The organism is Gemmatimonadota bacterium (assembly GCA_041390105.1).
Lineage (GTDB): Bacteria > Gemmatimonadota > Gemmatimonadetes > Longimicrobiales > Gaopeijiaceae > JAGQIF01.
In genome coordinates, this window is record JAWKQO010000001.1 from 346,195 (window position 1) to 363,308 (window position 17,114).

At 68.8% G+C, this 17,114-nt stretch carries 13 protein-coding genes; 8 read left to right on the forward strand and 5 right to left on the reverse strand.

Annotated elements, in window-relative coordinates:
- Window positions 1-25: 25 nt before the first annotated feature.
- On the reverse strand, window positions 26-835 hold the full coding sequence (locus R3E10_01565) for a hypothetical protein (protein MEZ4414418.1): 810 nt from the start codon (window positions 833-835) through the stop codon (window positions 26-28).
- A gap of 194 nt (window positions 836-1,029) precedes the next feature.
- Here R3E10_01565 and R3E10_01570 point away from each other — a divergent pair, with 194 nt between their 5' ends.
- The 6 genes from R3E10_01570 to R3E10_01595 all read left to right on the forward strand — a co-directional run bounded on the left by R3E10_01570 (window position 1,030) and on the right by R3E10_01595 (window position 11,476).
- Window positions 1,030-3,096: a hypothetical protein gene (locus tag R3E10_01570; protein ID MEZ4414419.1), complete on the forward strand. Its 2,067-nt coding sequence runs from the start codon at window positions 1,030-1,032 to the stop codon at window positions 3,094-3,096.
- An 88-nt stretch (window positions 3,097-3,184) separates the two neighbouring features.
- Complete coding sequence (locus R3E10_01575; GenBank protein MEZ4414420.1) at window positions 3,185-5,275, forward strand: sulfatase; 2,091 nt, start codon at window positions 3,185-3,187, stop codon at window positions 5,273-5,275.
- A gap of 157 nt (window positions 5,276-5,432) precedes the next feature.
- Window positions 5,433-5,804 carry a hypothetical protein gene (locus tag R3E10_01580; GenBank protein ID MEZ4414421.1) on the forward strand — a complete coding sequence of 124 codons (372 nt, stop codon included), beginning with the start codon at window positions 5,433-5,435 and terminating at the stop codon, window positions 5,802-5,804.
- Window positions 5,794-6,648 (forward strand): HDOD domain-containing protein, encoded by an 855-nt coding sequence (locus R3E10_01585; GenBank protein MEZ4414422.1) that lies wholly within the window; start codon window positions 5,794-5,796, stop codon window positions 6,646-6,648. The genes R3E10_01580 and R3E10_01585 overlap by 11 nt, the downstream gene beginning before the upstream one ends.
- On the forward strand, window positions 6,645-9,197 hold the full coding sequence (locus R3E10_01590) for an ATP-binding protein (GenBank protein ID MEZ4414423.1): 2,553 nt from the start codon (window positions 6,645-6,647) through the stop codon (window positions 9,195-9,197). Before R3E10_01585 ends, R3E10_01590 begins: the two co-directional genes overlap by 4 nt.
- Before the next feature lie 149 nt (window positions 9,198-9,346).
- Window positions 9,347-11,476 (forward strand): leishmanolysin-related zinc metalloendopeptidase, encoded by a 2,130-nt coding sequence (locus R3E10_01595; protein ID MEZ4414424.1) that lies wholly within the window; start codon window positions 9,347-9,349, stop codon window positions 11,474-11,476.
- Here the strand turns inward: R3E10_01595 and R3E10_01600 are convergent.
- Window positions 11,446-11,985 (reverse strand): hypothetical protein, encoded by a 540-nt coding sequence (locus tag R3E10_01600; GenBank protein MEZ4414425.1) that lies wholly within the window; start codon window positions 11,983-11,985, stop codon window positions 11,446-11,448. The genes R3E10_01595 and R3E10_01600 overlap by 31 nt on opposite strands.
- Window positions 11,986-12,191: 206 nt before the next feature.
- Here R3E10_01600 and R3E10_01605 point away from each other — a divergent pair, with 206 nt between their 5' ends.
- The gene (locus R3E10_01605) at window positions 12,192-12,599 is read left to right on the forward strand and encodes a hypothetical protein (GenBank protein MEZ4414426.1); all 408 of its coding nucleotides are present in this window, start codon (window positions 12,192-12,194) and stop codon (window positions 12,597-12,599) included.
- On the opposite strand, the gene R3E10_01610 is transcribed toward R3E10_01605, so the two are convergent.
- The 3 genes from R3E10_01610 to R3E10_01620 form a co-directional block, all read right to left on the reverse strand.
- Window positions 12,596-13,528 carry a zinc dependent phospholipase C family protein gene (locus R3E10_01610; GenBank protein ID MEZ4414427.1) on the reverse strand — a complete coding sequence of 311 codons (933 nt, stop codon included), beginning with the start codon at window positions 13,526-13,528 and terminating at the stop codon, window positions 12,596-12,598. The two genes, R3E10_01605 and R3E10_01610, sit on opposite strands and share 4 nt — an antisense overlap.
- Window positions 13,529-13,549: 21 nt before the next feature.
- Window positions 13,550-15,829 (reverse strand): polyphosphate kinase 1, encoded by a 2,280-nt coding sequence (gene ppk1, locus R3E10_01615; protein MEZ4414428.1) that lies wholly within the window; start codon window positions 15,827-15,829, stop codon window positions 13,550-13,552.
- A gap of 121 nt (window positions 15,830-15,950) precedes the next feature.
- Complete coding sequence (locus R3E10_01620; GenBank protein MEZ4414429.1) at window positions 15,951-16,568, reverse strand: hypothetical protein; 618 nt, start codon at window positions 16,566-16,568, stop codon at window positions 15,951-15,953.
- Between the two features lie 268 nt (window positions 16,569-16,836).
- Between R3E10_01620 and R3E10_01625 the strand changes: the two genes are divergently transcribed.
- Window positions 16,837-17,079, forward strand: coding sequence for a carboxymuconolactone decarboxylase family protein (locus R3E10_01625; GenBank protein ID MEZ4414430.1), 243 nt, complete (start codon window positions 16,837-16,839; stop codon window positions 17,077-17,079).
- The last annotated feature ends 35 nt before the right edge of the window (window positions 17,080-17,114 follow it).

The following is a 17,114-nucleotide window of genomic DNA, read 5'->3' on the forward strand; positions in this document are numbered from 1 at the left end:
GCGTGCTTCACGGGGCGCGCGGACGCTACCGCGCAGCCCGCGTCCACAGCAGAATCACTCCGCACTCGGTCAGCCCACCGAACTGCGCCGGCATCTCCGCCGGACTGCGGTAGACCTCCACGCCGACCAGGTCCTGGGCCGGCACCAGATGGTCGAAGCTCTGTGCGGGCGGACTCGACCTCCCGCCCAACTCCACGAGCTGCCCGTCGACATACACGCGCGGGAAGCAGGGTGGCGACCCACTCCCGTTGCCCTCCGTCCAGAACTGGCCCCGCAGCGCGAAAGACATCAGCGGGAAGGACGGCACGCCTGCGGTGGACGACTGGACCATCTGCACGCCCGGCACTCCGCGGAACACATCACTGCTTCGCACGAGGGGACGCCGTGCGAGGTCCGTCGGGTCCAGGAAGTACCCGAGACCGTCGCGCTCGCGCTCGTAGAATCCGGCGGACTGCAGCCTCCACTCGTTGGGAGAGGCGGTGACCTCGAAGCCCTCCAACTCGATCGGACGGGCGCGCAGGTGGAACGTGACGAAGGTGTTGAAGTCGGTCCCCAGCTCGAGCGGGCCGTCGACCATCGAATAGGCGCTGGTGTGCTCGACATGAAGCGCATAGGTGCCGGCGTCGGGGACCGTCACCTGGAAGCGGCCCTCTCCGGTCGTGAACTCGGTCGCGACCACGCGTCCATCGGCCGCCAGCAGGCGAACGACGGCGAAGGCCACCGGGGTGTCGTCCTCCGCGTAGAGGACCACCCCGTGGACCACCTGGGCGTCGAGTGCTCGACCGGACGCCGCCAGAGCGGCAAGGACGAGCGCCAGACACCACCAAGCGCGCATAAGCTACCCCGCGGGGTTGCGAGCGGACGATCCGTGAGGGTGGAGTCCTCGGCCGCCGCCCGCAAGCAAGGGGAAGCGGGGCCCGCATCGGGCGCCGCTCCCGGGACCCGGACCCGGCGTCCCCCTGGTCCCTCGACCCCCCTGGCCCGAATCTTCCCACGCCGCCCCGCACAACCCCCGATCGGAAGGTCCGTTTGCCCGCTCTCGTTCCCGAACCCTTGGTGCTGATTCCGACGCTACTCCTGGGCGCCCTGCTGCTGGCAGCGGGAGCCCGGAGGCGAGCCCTGGCGCCCTACGCCTGGCTGGCGGTCCTGGCCCTCGGGCGCTGGATCACGCTTTCCCTCACGGAGGCGGGCCGCTTCGTCGGCTATCAACACCTGGCGGACCCTCTGGGTAGCTCGGCGGGCCTCGGGGTCCGCTGGGGGCTGCTGGCCCTCTACGGGGCGGTGGTGCTGGCCGGCGCGCTGCGGCATCGGTCCGATCTGGCCGCCAAGGCCTCCGCGCTGAGTCTCGGGCAGTGGGTGGTGGTGGCCCTGCTGTCGGTGCTGCTGGGGGCCACCGTGTCCCGCGAAGTGGGGGTCTTCCTGCGCGAGCTGATGACCGCGGCGCCGATCCTGGCGCTGCAGCTCCTCAACCTGGGGCTGGTCCTCGCCACAGCCACCCCGCAGGCCGTGCCGCAGTGGGTCACCGGGCTCCTCGAGCCTGACGAGGGCGCACCCCGTCTGTGGGACCGCTTCGCGCTGGGATGGGCGGCGTTCGTGGCACTCCTGGCCCTGGGGCTGGGGCTGGGCGTCTACCAAGCCCACCCGCACGTGCCGGACGAGCTGGGCTACCTCTTCCACGCGCGCTATTTCGCGCGTGGGTTGCTCTACCTGCCGCCGCTGCCGGTGGCCGAGAGCTTCAACGTCGATCTCATGACGTTCGAGCCGGACCGGTGGTATTCGCCGGTGCCGCCCGGCTGGCCCGCCGTGCTCTCGATCGGCGTACGGTTGGGTGTGCCGTGGCTGGTGAATCCGGTCCTGGCCGGGCTCAACATCCTGCTGGCTCATCTGCTGGTCTGGCGTCTGACCGACAGGCCCACGGCGCGGTTCTCCACGGTTCTGCTGGCGCTCTCGCCCTGGCCGGCGTTCCTGGCCATGTCGTTCATGACCCATACCTGGGCCTTCACCTGCCTGCTGCTGGCCGGGGTCTCGGTAGAACGCCTCAGAACCACGGGTACGCTGCACTGGGGGCTGTGGGGCGGAGCCGCCATCGGCATGATCAGCCTGATCCGGCCCCTGGAAGGGCTGGCCGTGGCCCTGCTCATGGGGCTCTGGTCCCTGGGGGCGCGCGGCCGGGGTTTCCGCTTCGCCCCCTCCGCAGTGCTCACGGTGGCCACGGCGGCGGTGGCTTTTCTGCAGCTCTGGTACAACCGGGTGCTCACGGGCGAGGCCCGCACGTTCCCGCTGATGCAGTACTTCGACCGTGTCTACGGTCCCGGCGTCAACGACCTGGGATTCGGACCGGATCGCGGGGTGGGCTGGGCGCTGGATCCCTATCCGGGGCACGGACTTAGGGACGTCGTCGTCAACACCAACCTCAACCTGACCGCGACCAACGTCGAGCTGTTCGGGTGGGGGATCGGCTCGCTGTTCTTCGTGTGGGTGCTGCTGGCCCGACGGCGTTGGACCAAGCTGGATGGGTGGATGGCGGCCGTGCTGGTGATGGTCATCGGGGTGCACGCCCTCTACTACTTCAGCGGGGGGCCCGACTTCGGGGCCCGCTATTGGTATCCGATTCTCCTGCCGCTGGTGCTCCTGACGGCGCGAGCGGTACTCGACCTGCGCACCGCGCTGCCCCGCCTGCCCGCGGCGGTCCTGGCGCTGTCCGTAATCTCGCTGGGGACCTTCCTCCCCTGGCGGGCCTCCGACAAGTACTGGCACTACCGGAATATGCGCCCCGACGTCCGAACCCTGGCCGCCGCGCTGCCCCTGGAAGGCGGGCTGGTGTTCGTCCGCGGGGACCGCCACCCGGACTATGCCTCCGCTGCCATCTACAACTCCTACGACTTCAGCGGCGCTGACCCTGTCTACGTGTGGGACCGCGATCCGGCCCTGGTGCCTGGGGTGCTGGGCGCCTTTCCGGGCCGCTCCGTCTGGATCCTGGAGGGTCCCACGATCACGGGCGACGGCTTCCTGGTGGCCGCGGGTCCTCTGAGCGAGCGGGAGGCGCGGCTCTGTCAGGCTGAGGGGCGGTGGCCCCGCTGCGAGGGAGCCTCATGATGGCCATCCCGGCCGGCCCCTCCCTGGAAGCCGCCCGCAGGCTTAGTGTGTGAGCCGGATGTCGGATGGATCTGCACCTCGGGGGGATATGGCCACGTCGTTCAAAGTGGCGGCGCGCCGCTATTGGCTGGGCGCGGCCCTCCTGGGGCTGCTGGCCTTCGTGGGCATGCGCTGGGTGGCGCCCTGGGGCATCCGGATGGTGCACGCCGGTCGGGTGCCGCTGGTGGGCAGACTCATCCCGGGCCGAGACTCCGTCCCGGTGCAAACCTACCTCGACCTCTGGGCCGGGCTGGAAGGCGAGCTGGCCTTCTTCCTGGCGCTGGCGGTGCTGCTGGGCTTCCTGGCCTTCGTGCTCCTTTGGCACACGGCTCCCAGCCGACGCCCCGAGGCCGAGACGCCTGCGGACGATCCCTCTCGTTCCAGCACGCTGCGCTACGCACTCTGGTTCGCGCTCGTCGCGGGGCTGGGCGAGGGCAGCTACCTGATCGCCAAGTACCTCCTGTTCCGGAAGTTTCCGGCCAACCTCCCGGAGGTCAGCGAACACGCCATCTGGATGACCTCCGTCGACCACCTGCTGGTGGCGCTGGCGGTATGGGGGATCCTGGTCGCGCTGGGCGCCCGGGTCGCGGCCCTGCGTCGACCCCAGGTCTTCGCGTTCTTGCTTCCGGCGCTGGGCTGGCTCAGCTGGTTCGGCACCGCGGGGCGGATCGCCCCCTGGGCCGCCGCGCTCCTCTCGGCTGGACTCGCGGTGCAGTGGGTTCGCCGCGAGCCGTTCAGTGCTCCCGCGTTCGACGCCCTGGTCCGGAAGACGCTTCCCTGGGGGTTCGCCCTGGTGGTGGTGCTTGGGGGGGCGCTACCGCTGTTCCGGGTGGGGAGCGAATGGGCGGCGCTGCGGGCGCTCCCTCAGGCTCCGGCGGGCGCGCCCAACGTGGTCCTCGTGGTCTTCGATACGCAGCGTGCGTTGAACATGGGGCTCTATGGCTATGAGCGGGACACCACGCCCCACGTGGACGCCCTGGCCAAAGAGAGCGTGGTGTTCGACCGGGCGTTCTCATCGGCCCCGTGGACCCTTCCTTCGCACGCCACCATGTTCACGGGTCGTTGGCCGCACGAGCTGGGCGTGGGCTTCCTGGACCCGCTGGACGACACCTATCCGGTGTTGTCGGAGCTGTTCGCGGCACAGGGCTACCGTACCGGCGGCTTCGCCGGGAACCTCGCCTTCGTGACCCGCATGTACGGTCTGGCGCGCGGCTTCCAGCACTTCGACAACCAGCGCGTCTACCCCAACATGATGCTCAAGCAGTCATGGCTGATCCGGGAGCCGTGGCGCCAGATCCGTCGCAAGCTGGGTCTGTCGGGGTACCTCATCTCCACGCCCGCCTGGAAGGTCAACGAGTGGTTTCTCGAGTGGCAAAGGCGGGACAGTGACCGCCCCTTCTTCGCCTTCGTCAACTACATCGAGCCACACGAGCCCTACGATCCGCCCACGGAGTTCCGGGGCCGTTTCGGAGGGGGAGACGGACTGACCTGGCTCAAGCACGGCTCGGAGTCGAAGAACTATTCGGCGGACGAGATGCAGCAGCTCGTGGATCACTACGACGAGGACGTCGCGACCGTCGACCAGGCGTTCGCGAACCTGTACGCGGAGTTGACGGCCCGCGGGCTGCTGGACAACACGATTCTCGTCCTGACGTCCGACCACGGGGACGAGTTCGGGGAGCACGGGTGGTTGGACCACATCCACACCGTCTACGCGACCACCACCCACGTGCCCCTGCTCATTCGCTTGCCGGACGGCGCCCACGCCGGGGAGCGCGTGTCCGAGCCGGTCTCTCTGCGCGACCTGGCCAGCACCGTGCTGGACCTGGCCGAAGTGCCGGCCGCGGTTCCCGGTGAATCCCTGGCCCGCTTCTTCGGCGCTCCGGCTGCCACGGACTCCCTGCGTGGAGAGCTGATCCTCAGCGAGCTCGGTCAAACCCGCGGCATCGTGGAGGGCGACTACCGCTATGTGTGGATCGCCCAGGGGGGCGAGGGTCTCTTCGACGTGTGGCGAGACCGCTACGAGGCGACCGACCTGACGGCCCAGCAGCCCGAGGTACGGGAGCGGGCGCTCGGCCGGCTCCGTGGGATGTTCCCGGACATTGGTCCGGACGGGAAGTCACTGCAGCCCAACCAGTAGGGGGTGGGGGCTCCCGGCCCCCCTCGGATGCTGCTTCCGGGCCACCGGCTCTTCCCTCGGAATTCGTTCAACATCCGGCACTTCCGCCCCGATACTCCACCACAGTGGGGGCCCCGAGAGGGGGCACCCGGCCGCCTGCTCCCGGACCATCTGGACCATGGCTGTGATCCCGGTCGAGCATGCCGAGCTCGGCATGGTACTCGCGGCGCCGGTCACCGACCGCCGCGGACGTCTCCTGATCCCTGCGGGGAAGGAACTGGACGACAAGTTCCTCAAGGCGCTGAAGATGTGGGGCGTGCCCCAGATCGAGATCGAGGGGGAGGCGGAGGGTTCCGTCGACCCCTTCGCCGATCTGCCGCCCGAGGTGCTCGCGGCGGCCAAGGCGGAGATGACGGCGCGCTTCGCGCGCAATTCCCTGGACCATCCACTCATCGCCCTGCTCTTCGAGCGCGCCGTGTTGCGTGAAGCGGCGGCCCGCATGGGACCAGCGCCGGAGTCGGTGGAGGAGGTCGAAGCTCATGCCTCTTGATCCCCAGGAGCTTCTCAAGAACGCGACCAACCTGGCGTCGCCCCCCATCATCTACCAGCGACTGGTGGCGGTCATCAACCACCCTCGCTCGGGCGCGGCCGACGTGGCGCGTGTGCTCTCCGAGGACACGGGACTGACCGCTCGCTTGCTGAGGTTGGTCAACTCCGCGCTCTTCTCCTTTCCGCAGCGGATCGGGACCGTCACCCATGCCGTGCGTGTGGTCGGGACGGCCCAGGTCAGGGACCTGGCGCTGGCCACGTCCATCATGACCGCTTTCAAGAACGTGCCCGCGGACCTCGTGGACATGGACTCCTTCTGGCGACACAGCCTTGCCTGTGGGATCGCCGCCCGGGTGCTGGCCAGTCATCGCCGGGAGTTCAACGTCGAGCGCTTCTTCGTAGCCGGAATGCTGCACGATCTCGGGCGCCTCGTGATCTTCCAGGAGAAGGGGCAGGAGGCGAGGGAAGCGATCGAGCGCGCGGCCGCGAGCGGCGACGCGCTCCACCGCACGGAGCGCGACGTGCTCGGCTTCGACCACGCGCAGGTGGGCGGTGCGCTCATGTCGCAGTGGAACTTCCCGGGCGCGTTCCAGGAGGCCGTGGCGTTCCATCACCGCCCTGCCCAGGCGAGCCGCTTTCCGGTGGAGACTGCGGTGGTGCACATCGCGGATCTCATGGCCAACGCCCTCTCGTTCGGCTCCAGCGGCACGCACGACGTGCCGGAACTGGTCGCGAGCGCGTGGGACACCCTCGGTGTGGACGCTGCGATGGTTCCCACCATGCTGGAGGAGATCGAACGGCAGTTCGCCGACGCGGCTCACATCCAACTCGGCATGGCCGCATGAGCTCGGAGCACGGCGGAGCCGTCGTGGGTGCGCTGGCGCCCAGCGACCGGACCTCCCGAGAGCAGGCCTGGCTCTCCGACGCACTGGACGCTGTCGTCGAGCTCAGCCGCTCGCTCGCCGGCGACGCGCGTAGCGACTACTCGCCGGTCGACGTATTCGCGGCGACCAAGCCGGTACTACGCCGCCTCGCCGACTTTCAGACCATCGCCTTTCTCAGCCTCGATCCGGATGGCGTGAGCTTCGACGTCCAGGACGTCGATCCCGGTGGGGCCACCGAGCTCGTGCGCCGCGAGCTGGATCATCTGGTCGCGGACGGGACCTTCGCCTGGTCGCTCTACCAGAATCGGCCCGTGCTGGTCCCGGGGCGCTTCGTGGGGCCCTGGGTCTTGCTGCACGTGATGGCGACGCCGAACCGCGTGTTGGGCATGTTCTTCGGCGCGCTTCCCTCGCACGCCTCCTTCGTGCCCGACGCGGCGCAGAAGATCCTCTCCGTGGTGTTGTTCAATGCGGCCAGCGTCATGGAAAGCGGGCAGCTGTATCGGGAGCTGAGCCGTCACACGCAGAACCTCGAGGCGCTGGTCGAGGAGCGCACCCACGAGTTGCGGCGGTCGCAGGAGGCGGCCCTGGCGGCCAGCCAGGCCAAGAGCGAGTTCCTGGCAAACATGAGTCACGAGATCCGCACTCCGATCAACGGCATCGTGGGCATGAACTCCCTCATGCTGGCGGGTGGTCTCGACGACGAGCAGCGCGAGCAAGCCGAGACGATCCAGCGTTCGGCCGACAACCTGCTCACGATCATCAACGACATCCTCGACTTCTCCAAGATCGAAGCCGGGCGCCTGACCTTGGAAGAGGTCGCCTACGATCTGCATCAGGCCATCGAGGATGTCATCGAGCTGCTCGCCCCGCGCGCCTTTGAGAAGGGGCTCGAGTTGGCGTTGCGCTACGCTGCCGACGCGCCCCGCGGTGTGTTCGGCGATCCGGGGCGCCTGCGCCAGGTGCTGGTGAATCTGGTGGGGAACGCCATCAAGTTCACGGCGAAGGGACACGTGCTCGTGGACGTCTCCTGGAGCGCCAGCGAGCGGGGCGCGGGCCGGTTCCGCATCGCTGTGGAGGACACCGGCATCGGCATAGCCAAGGACAAGCTGGACCGCGTGTTCGAGAAGTTCACCCAGGCCGATTCCTCCACCACCCGCAACTACGGCGGCACGGGGTTGGGGCTCTCCATCAGCCGCGAGCTGTCTTCCATGATGGGTGGCGCTTTGGAGGCCGAGAGCGAGCTCGGTCTGGGCTCCACCTTCATCGTGACCCTGCCCGCGCGCCTGGCCCCCGAGATCGGGGTGGCGCCCGAGGTCAGCGAGGCTCGCGCCGTGCTGGTGGTGTCACCGACCCGCGCCCTGCGCGAGAGCCTGCGCGAGCGATTGGAGGGCATGGGAGCAGTGGTGCTGGCCGCAGCGGACGGACGGGCACTGCGCGAGCGAATGGGATACGAAGATGCGACCCGGTATGATCATGCCCTGGTCGACTATGCGCTGGGCGAAGACGCCCTCCGCGAGATCGCGATCTGGCTCCGGTCGACGTCACGGGGCGCTCAGGTGCGGCTGAACGTCATGGCCCCCATGATGGCCAAGGACGACGCTTCGCTGCTGCTGGGAGATGGGTATGAAGGCGTCTTCGCCAAGCCGGTTCGCGAGCGTCGGCTCTTCACCTTGCTGGATACGGCCCCACTGCAGCGGGGCGCGCCGGTGCCGGTCGAGGCCGACGCCGACGTGGAGACCGTGCTGGCCCGCGTACTTCTGGTGGAGGATGAGCCCGTGAACCAGAAGGTCGCGGGACGCATGCTGGAGCGGCTTGGACACCGTGTCGAGATCGCCGCCAACGGCGAAGAGGCCGTGGAGCGCCTGCTCGCGTGTGAGCCCGGGCACTTCGACCTGGTGCTGATGGACTGCCAGATGCCCGTGTTGGACGGATATGAGGCGACGCGCCGCATCCGCAAGGCGGAAGCGGGGCACCGGCCCCACCAGATCATCGTGGCGTTGACTGCGAGTGCGCTGGAGAGCGACCGGGAGAAGTGTCTGGCCAGTGGGATGGACGACTTCCTCGCCAAGCCGATCCGACTCGAGGACCTGAATCAGACGGTGGCGCGCTGGGTCGGCTGGACGCCGGACGAGACGACCCCTCTGACCACACCGGAGGAGGCGGTCGACCCCGCCTTCGATCGGGACGCTGCCTTCGCGACGGTCGGCGAGGACGAAGAGTTGCTTTGGACCATCGTGGATCTCTTCCTGTCCGGTTGGGACGAGCTCGAGCAGCGGCTGGACCGGGGCCTGGAAGAAGCCGATGCGGGTGAGCTGCGCGCCGTGGCCCATCGCCTGCGCGGAAGCGCGGCCAACGTCGGCGCTCGCGCCATCCACCGGATCGCCGGTGACTTGGAGCCGCGGTTCGCCAAGGGTGATCTCACCTGCGCCGTGACGGGCGTCTCCGAGTTGAAGGCGGCGGTGTCCGCCTTCCGCGACGCGTCCGGGCGACTGCGGCCGGCGGGGATCTAGGCAAGCCCTACCTCTGCGGACGCAACGCGGACTCGGGCGTTCGCTTTTCGCCCGAGCCCGGCTGGCACCGTTCTTGTCCGTTTCGCCCTCTCTGTTTGGGTCGGAGAAAGGCGCGGGCGTTGGTCGAAGGTCGTCGAAATGGCGCGGCCATGCGGGTTCCATTCCCGTGGTCGCGAGCGAGCGGTGCACGCGGGTGGCGGTCGGGATCCGGCAATCTGTCGGGTCCCCGCTACGCCGTTGCTGCACTCGTGCTGCTATCCGCCTGTGAGTCCCCGCTCCCCGCACCCCTGGCCCAGGTCGATTCCCTCGACCTGCACGCGCTGGTGCCGGGAGACTCCGTGCGGGCTGGCGAGCCCGCTGTCCTCGAAGCCAAGGCGTTCTCGGGTCGAGATCCGTTGCCCGGCGTGCCCGTGGCGTTCCACGTCGTCACCGGTGCGGCGGCGCTCGACCGGGACGTGGAGACCACTGACGCATTCGGGCGAGCGCTGCTCCCCTGGCGAGCGGGGCCACAGAGTGGTCCGCTCCGCGTCGAGGCGCGGGCCGGGGAGTTCTCCGCCACCTGGGAGGGGACGGTCCTTCCGGGACCAGGGCGGCAGTTGGGGTTGGTCGTGGGCGGCGGGCAGGCGGATACGGTGGGGGCGATTCTTTCGGACTCGCTCCAGGTGTGGGTGGGCGACGTGTTCGACAACGCCGCTCCGGGCACCTGGGTCGTGGCGCGCACCCCCGACGGTGGACGGATACAGCCCGACAGCGTACGCGCAGACGCCGACGGACACGCGCGCTTCCAGTGGAGCCTGGGCCCGGTCGCAGGTGAACAGTCCGCCGAGCTCATCCTCGCCGGGGCGGACACGGTCGTGGTCGCGGCCTCCGCCCTTTCTGGCCGACCCCACTCCGTACGGGTGGTGGCGGGCGACGGGCAGTCGCGGGAGGTGGCGCAACCGCTGGGGAGCCCACTCGTGGTGGACGTGGTCGACGTCCACGGCAACCCCTCCTCGGCGCAGGTGACCTTCCGGGACGAGGCGACCGGTATTCAGGTGGAGGTGCCGACCGACGTGCAGGGGCAGGCGCAGGTGGCGTGGACGCTCGGGGTGAGCGCAGGCGAGCAGACAGTGCTGGTCTATGCGGCCACCACCGATACCGCGCGTTTCCAACTCGTCGGTGTACCGGGCCCACCCCGCCGCCTGGCTGTGCTCAGCGGACAGGGGCAGACCGGGGCGCCGGGCGCGCCGCTCCCCCAGGCACCGCTGGTCCAGGTGCGCGATGACTGGGACAATGGGATTCCATCCGTCACCGTGACGTTCACGGTGGCCGAGGGGGGGGGCAGCGTGCAACACACCAGCGATCCCAGCGATGCCGATGGGCGCGCGTCGCCGGGAATCTGGACCCTGGGCGCTCCGGGACCCCAGCGGCTGCAGGCGCAGGTGTCCGGCGTTGGGGCCGTGGTGGAACTGACTGCGACCGCGGTCGCGTCCACCCCCGGCTTCCAGATCGATACACGCGTGCTGGGTGGGTTCAGCGGCGCGGAGCTGGCGTCCTTGAGCGCAGCCCGCGATCGATGGCAGGGCGTGGTGGTCGGCGACCTGCCCGACGTCTCGTTCATCGGCCCCGGGTCTCTGCCCGCCGGTGCCTGCGGGGTGAACCACCCGGCCCTGCAGGAGGTCGTCGACGACCTCGTGGTGTTCGTGGAGGCAGCGGCCATCGACGGCCCCGGTGGGAGCGTAGCGAACGCAGGGGTGTGCCGCGTTCGAGCGGGGACGCTGATCCCGGCCGTGGGGGTGCTGCGCATCGATGCCGCGGACTTGGGCACGCTGGCGGCACTCGGTCTGCTGGGAGCCGTCTTCGAGCACGAGCTCGCGCACACCCTCGGTGTCGGCGTGTTCTGGTCGGCGGCGGGACTCCTGCAAGGTGGGGGAGGGCCCGATCCGCGCTTCCTCGGTTCAGCCGCGGGCGTCGCGTGGGCGGCGCACGGCGGAGGCGGACTTCCACCGGTCGAGAACGTGGGCGGTCCTTCGGTGCGGGACGTGCACTGGCGCGAGGCCGTGCTGGGCACCGAGCTGATGACCTCGGTGCTCTCCACGGGAGCGAATCCGCTGAGCGCCATCACCGTGGGATCGCTCGCAGACCTCGGATACAGCGTCAACGCCGGAGCGGCCGACCCTCTGTCGCTGTCCGCGTCATCCCCCAGCGTCGGGTTCACCGACGCGTTGCTCCCCCTCCTCCCGCTCGCGGTGGGAGCCGACGGCCGCCCTCAGGGCGTGCCGCCGACCATGAAGCGGTAGCCCGCAGACAGATACAGGTCCGAGCCGTTCCCGAGCAGCACGCCCAACTGGGCGTAGGGGCGGTTGCCGCTGCCACTCCCACCGAAGAATCCTCCGGCCCCCATGTCGAACGCCAGGTCGGTGTCGCTGACCTTCGGGCCACCGCCCACTTCCGACGAAACACGGCTCAGCGCCAGGCCGCCCCGTACGAAGGGCGCGAAGGAGCTTCCGTCGAAGGCCCAGACCAGGTCGCCATTCACTCCCCACCGGGACGCGTCGTAGTTGGCGCCGGCCACGTCCTCGCCCGCGAACGGATACCAATCGAAGCCCGGCACGAAGAAGAGCTCTCCGGTTCCGAGGCCCTGCTGGAGCGGCACCCAGGCATCCGCACCGACGAACAACTCCTCCGCGTCGACGTTGATGCCGCCGAGTGGAGCGAACCCCCAGGGGCGCCCTACCGCGCAGCCGCCGAGGGAGACTGCCAGCGCCACTCCGAGGGTCGCCGAACGGACGTACCGGATGCCTGTCATAATCCCACCTTTCCACCGTAGTCGAGAACAGCCCGTCGTACGATAGACGACCGACCACCGGAGTGACAACGGCTTGCCGGCCCCCGGGGCGGGGACGGGCGAGGGAGGGGGGGCGAGGAGTCCTCGGGCCGTAAGGGTCCCGGGGTGCCGGCACCGGTGCTGAACCGCTAGACTCACGCAGGTCTACGGCAGAGAGGAGACGAGCCATGTTCCGTCCGCAGAAGGTGTCCCTTTGGACCACCACCTTCGCCCTCTTCTCCCTCCTGCTGCTCGGATGCGCGAGCGGTGGGGGCGGGGGATCGAGCCGGAGTCCGAACGTCATCCGGTCCGGCGATCTGTCGGAGATCCCCAACGGGAGTGCCTACGACGCCATTCAGCGGTTGCGCCCCCGGTGGCTACGGACGCGTGGAATGTCCAGCGTCCAGTCGGGGTCGCCGGACTACGCGCAGGTCTTCATCGACAACGCCCCATCCGGAAGTCTGGAAGCGCTGCGCCGCGTCGTGGTGCAGGACGTGGACTCGATCGTCTACATGAGTGCCAGCGATGCCACCACCCGCTACGGCACGGGGTACACGGGCGGCTTGATCCAGGTCTTCACGAAGGGCGGCCGCTAGTCGGAGACCCTCGACTCTCCTCGCAACGCTCGTAGCTGCTCGTAGGCCGCTCGGCTCTCGGGGTGCGGGTCGTGGGGGCCCGTGAGCTCGCCACTCTCGAGATTGCGGTTCTCCAACTGCTCGAGGCCCGCGTCGATCACAGTGGCCAGGCGAGCGGGGAAGCGGTCTCCCTCCGTCTGCGCCAACTCCACCAACCAGGCGGGAGGCCGTCGCGGCCGCAGCAGCCCACGGAACGCACTTCCCGCTCGTGCGAACCTGCGGGCGACCGACACCAACCCGCCTGCTGCCGCCGAGGAGCGTCCGCGTGCGCTGACTCCGTGCGCCCGGTCGAGCACACGCAGCAGGTTGGGCCACCGGGCCGTTCGTTGCGTGGCCCGACGGTGGCTTAGCCACATCCGATGGGCATCCAGATCGATCCCATAGGCGCGGGCATAGGCACCCCGGAGGAACTCGATGGACGTGGCCGAGAAGAAGGGCCGACGCTCGGGCCGTGGAATGTCGGGGTCTGACGCAAGGACGAGGATGTCGAGGCCCACCTCCATCCCGACGTGGGTCTCGAGGTCATCCATGGCGTTCAAGCGCTGCGAACGATCACCTCGCACTGCTTCGCCGCAGGCATGGCCCACTTGCGGGTGAAGCACGACATCGCCCACGACGTGAGCGGCCCAGCCCCACGCGAACGCGCGTTCCTCGTCACTCCTGGCACCGTGCGCCAACTCCCGGACCAGATCGGCCGGCTGTACGTAGTGGGCAAGCACGGAAGGGAAACGCTCCGCTCCAGGGACGAACCCCGTATCGGGCGCCATGCTTCCGTGAAGGAAGGCCCGTACGGTCTGGGCGCGAAGTGGAAAAGGCGCGGTCGAGGGACGAGCCTCCCAGGCACGGAGCGCTCGTCCGCTCAACATCATATGGATCGTGGCGCAGGGCATATACGGAGCGGGGCGCTGGCCTCAACGACGGTTGCGGCCCCCGAGGGAACGGGGCCGTCGGCGTTTCAAGCGGGACGCCTCCCGCCGCTGTGAGCCGGCGCGCTCGATCATCAGCGCCTGCGAGCTTCTCGCCTCCGCGTCCGCCACCGGCGCCTTCAAGACGTAGCTGCCGTCGGACTGCATCTCCCAACCCCCGCGACGGTCCTCCAGCTGCGAGTCGAGGACGAAGCGCAGCTCCGAGCGGAGTTCCGGGTCTTCGACGGGCACCAGGACCTCGACGCGCCCCTGCAGATTGCGGCTCATGCAGTCCGCGGAGCCGATGTAATACTCCTCGTCTCCACCGTTGTGGAAGTAGTAGATGCGTCCGTGCTCCAAGAAGCGCCCGATGACACTGACCACGCGGGTCGTCTCGCTGAGACCCGGCACGCGGGGTCGCAGCCGGCAGGTGTCCCGAACGATGAGGTCGATCGGCACGCCTGCCATGGAAGCCTTGTAGAGGGCCCGCACGACGTCGGGATCCTCGAGGCCGTTCATCTTCATCTGGATCCGTGCGGGATCGCCGATGCGGTGGGCTTCGATCTCTCGTTCGATCTTTTCCAGGAGGGCGCTCTTCAGGATCTTGGGAGCGGGAAGCACGCGGCGGAAGCGACGCTTGGGCTTGAAGCCCGTGGTCAGATAGTTGAAGAGCTCGGTGAGATCCTGGCCGATCCGTCGGCTCGCGGTCAGCAATCCGTAGTCCGTGTAGCGGCGTGCCGTGCCCGCGTGGTAGTTCCCGGTTCCGATATGGGCGTAGCGGCGCAGCCCGTCCTGATCCTGACGTACCACCAGGATCACTTTGCAGTGGGTCTTCAAGCCCATCACGCCGTAGGTGACGTGGATGCCGACCTCCTCCAGACGGTTGGCCCAGCGAATATTGGCTGCTTCGTCGAAGCTGGCCTTGAGCTCCACGGCGACCGCCACCTGCTTCCCGTTCCGCGCAGCTTCGATCAGGTGCTCTACCGCTTTCGAGTCTTCCGACGTGCGGTACAGGGTCATCTTGATCGCGCGGACCTCGGGATCGCGACTCGCCTCCCTCAAGAAACGCTCCACCGAGGTGGCATAGGAGTGATACGGATGCTCCAGGAGGAGCGGACCGGCTTCGCGGATGACCTGGAAGATGGACCGGTCTGGCTTGATGGCCGGATGATCGACAGGGTGGTGGGCCGGCTCGCGCAAGTGAGGCAGGTCCAGCTCGGCGACCTCCATCAGGTCGCGCAGGCCCAGCAGCCCACCGATCTCGAAGACCTCCGAGGGGCGCAAGCCCAACTCGTGGGTGAGCAGGCGCAGATGCGCCGCGTCCATCCCCTTGCTGCATTGCAGGCGGACCACCGGTGCGAACTTGCGATCACGCAGTTCGGACTCGATCAACTCCAACAGATCCTCGGCGCTCTCCTCCTCCCGTTCGGTGTTGGCGTTGCGCGTGACGCGGAATACGGAACAGGACATGACCTCCATGCCGGGGAACAGCACGTCGAGGTTGTCGATGAGCACCTGCTCGAGCGGTACGAAGTCCAGCGAGCTGCCCAACCGCAGGAATCGCGGAACGCCGGCTCCGACCGGGACCTTGACCCGGGCCAGGGCGGTTTCCTGGCTCTGAGGATCGCGGAGGCTGAGGACGAGGTTCAACGACAGGTTGGAGATGAACGGGAAGGGATGGGCCGGATCGGTCGCCTGCGGCGTCACCAGGGGGTGGATGTGCGTCAGGTACTGCTTCCGCAGCGCCTTGCGCTCGGCCGCCGGAAGATCGATGGGCTTGAGGAATCGGATCCCGTTCTCCGCCAGGAGCGCCTCCAGGGCGGAGACGACGGCGCGCAGGCGCGCGTCGAGAAGACGGATCAGGGCAAAGCACTGATGGATCTGCTCCTCCGGGCTGCGGCCGTCGACCGTGCGCTCGGTCACGCCGGCGCCCAGCTGCTGCTTCAGACCGCCGATCCGCTTCATCACGAAGTCGTCGATGTTCGACCCGACGATGGCGGCAAACCGGATGCGCTCGAGCGGTGGGGTTCGCGGGTCCTCGGCTTCGTGCAGCACCCGGAAGTAGAAGTTGAGGAGGGTGAGCTCCCGATTCAGGTAGAGGTGGCTGGAGGCGAGATCCGCTGGAACCGGAGCCGTGGCCGTTTCCGGGTCGAGTTCGGGAGGCGTGGCGGGCCGGTCGGTCGTCGACTCCTCGGGACGGACCAGGCGCAAGCCGATGACTGCCGTTTCAGGGGCAGGATCGGGATCGCGCGCGATAGGATGGGTCGACCGCTCTTCGCTGTTCATGCTCGCACCGGGGACGGAAGCATCCGAAGCAGGAACTCCTCGGCTCGTGTTCCAGCAACCCCCGTACCCGGCCGCCAGGCACGTGGTCCTGGGACGGGCCGGTGCGCATGCCGCTCCGGTCTCAGTGGAGCGGGTTCTGGACCAGCGGCTCCGACCAGTTGGGGTTGGGCATCAACGAATGGAGCGCCTGGCAGATGCCCAGCACGTAGCTCTCCATCTGCCATTGATGCAGCTCGGAGGTACGCACCGTGCCGGCGACGGCGTTGACCAACGGGCCAGCGAGGGCCTTGCCGACGAAGCGACCGATGTAGGCGCGCGTGGGACCGCCCTTGCCGTTGAGTCGGGCCCGGAGTTCGGCGTCCCGATGCAGCCGCTCACAGGTCTTGAGCACCATGGCCATCGCCAGCGGGGGGAGGTTGGCGTAGTGCCAGAACACCTCCCGGAGCGCCCCCTCGAACTCCGCGATTCCGGCCCCTTCCGGGGCGGACTCGGCGGTCTTGCGGATCTGGGGATCGGAGGGCCAGGGCTGCCCGCGGCCGGTCGCCAGCCAGTCCAGGCTGGCCCCGAAGCGATCCGCGACCCGCACCAGGTAGTCGACCGGCGGATCCCGGTCCGTGTGGTAGTTCCGGACCGCTTCGTAGCTCACCCGGAACTCGCCGTCTCCCGTGACCTCACGCCAGAAGTCCCTGAGCGTTCGGCGGCCCGTGCGGATGCGGACCTCTTCCAGACGGCGAGACACCCCATGGGGGGGAATAGACGCGGCAGCCCGGGGGGGGCTGGGGGCCTGGGCGTACACGAGTGACTCCTTCCGACCCTGCGAGCGAGCCGAGGCCGCTCGTGACGTTGGATGTTTACGGGACTGACAGAACGTTTACGGTCTCCGTGGGAGCTACGCAAGGAGCGGACCCTCTCCGCGCGCCAGAGCCACCGCGCGCGTCTTGCCACCGAGGAGAAACGGCGGAAAACTGGGGCTCCTCCCCGTACCCTGGCTCCATCGGAGTGGCTCCATGGCCCATGTCCCCTACGATCCGGAGCCGGACGATCCCGGCTTCGGCCCCACCCTGGACCGGCTCGGATGGTCGGAGCCCCCGTCGGATCACATCCTCCGCATCCACGCCCTGGATCCCCCGAGCCTCGAGCACCACTATCGGCTCTACGAGCACGCCATGCGGGGGCCGTCCCCCCTCAGTCGGGTGGAGCGGGAGATGATCGCCGTGGTGGTCTCGGCCGCCAACGACTGCTTCTACTGAATCAACCATCACGGGGCGGGACTCCGTAGGCTGGG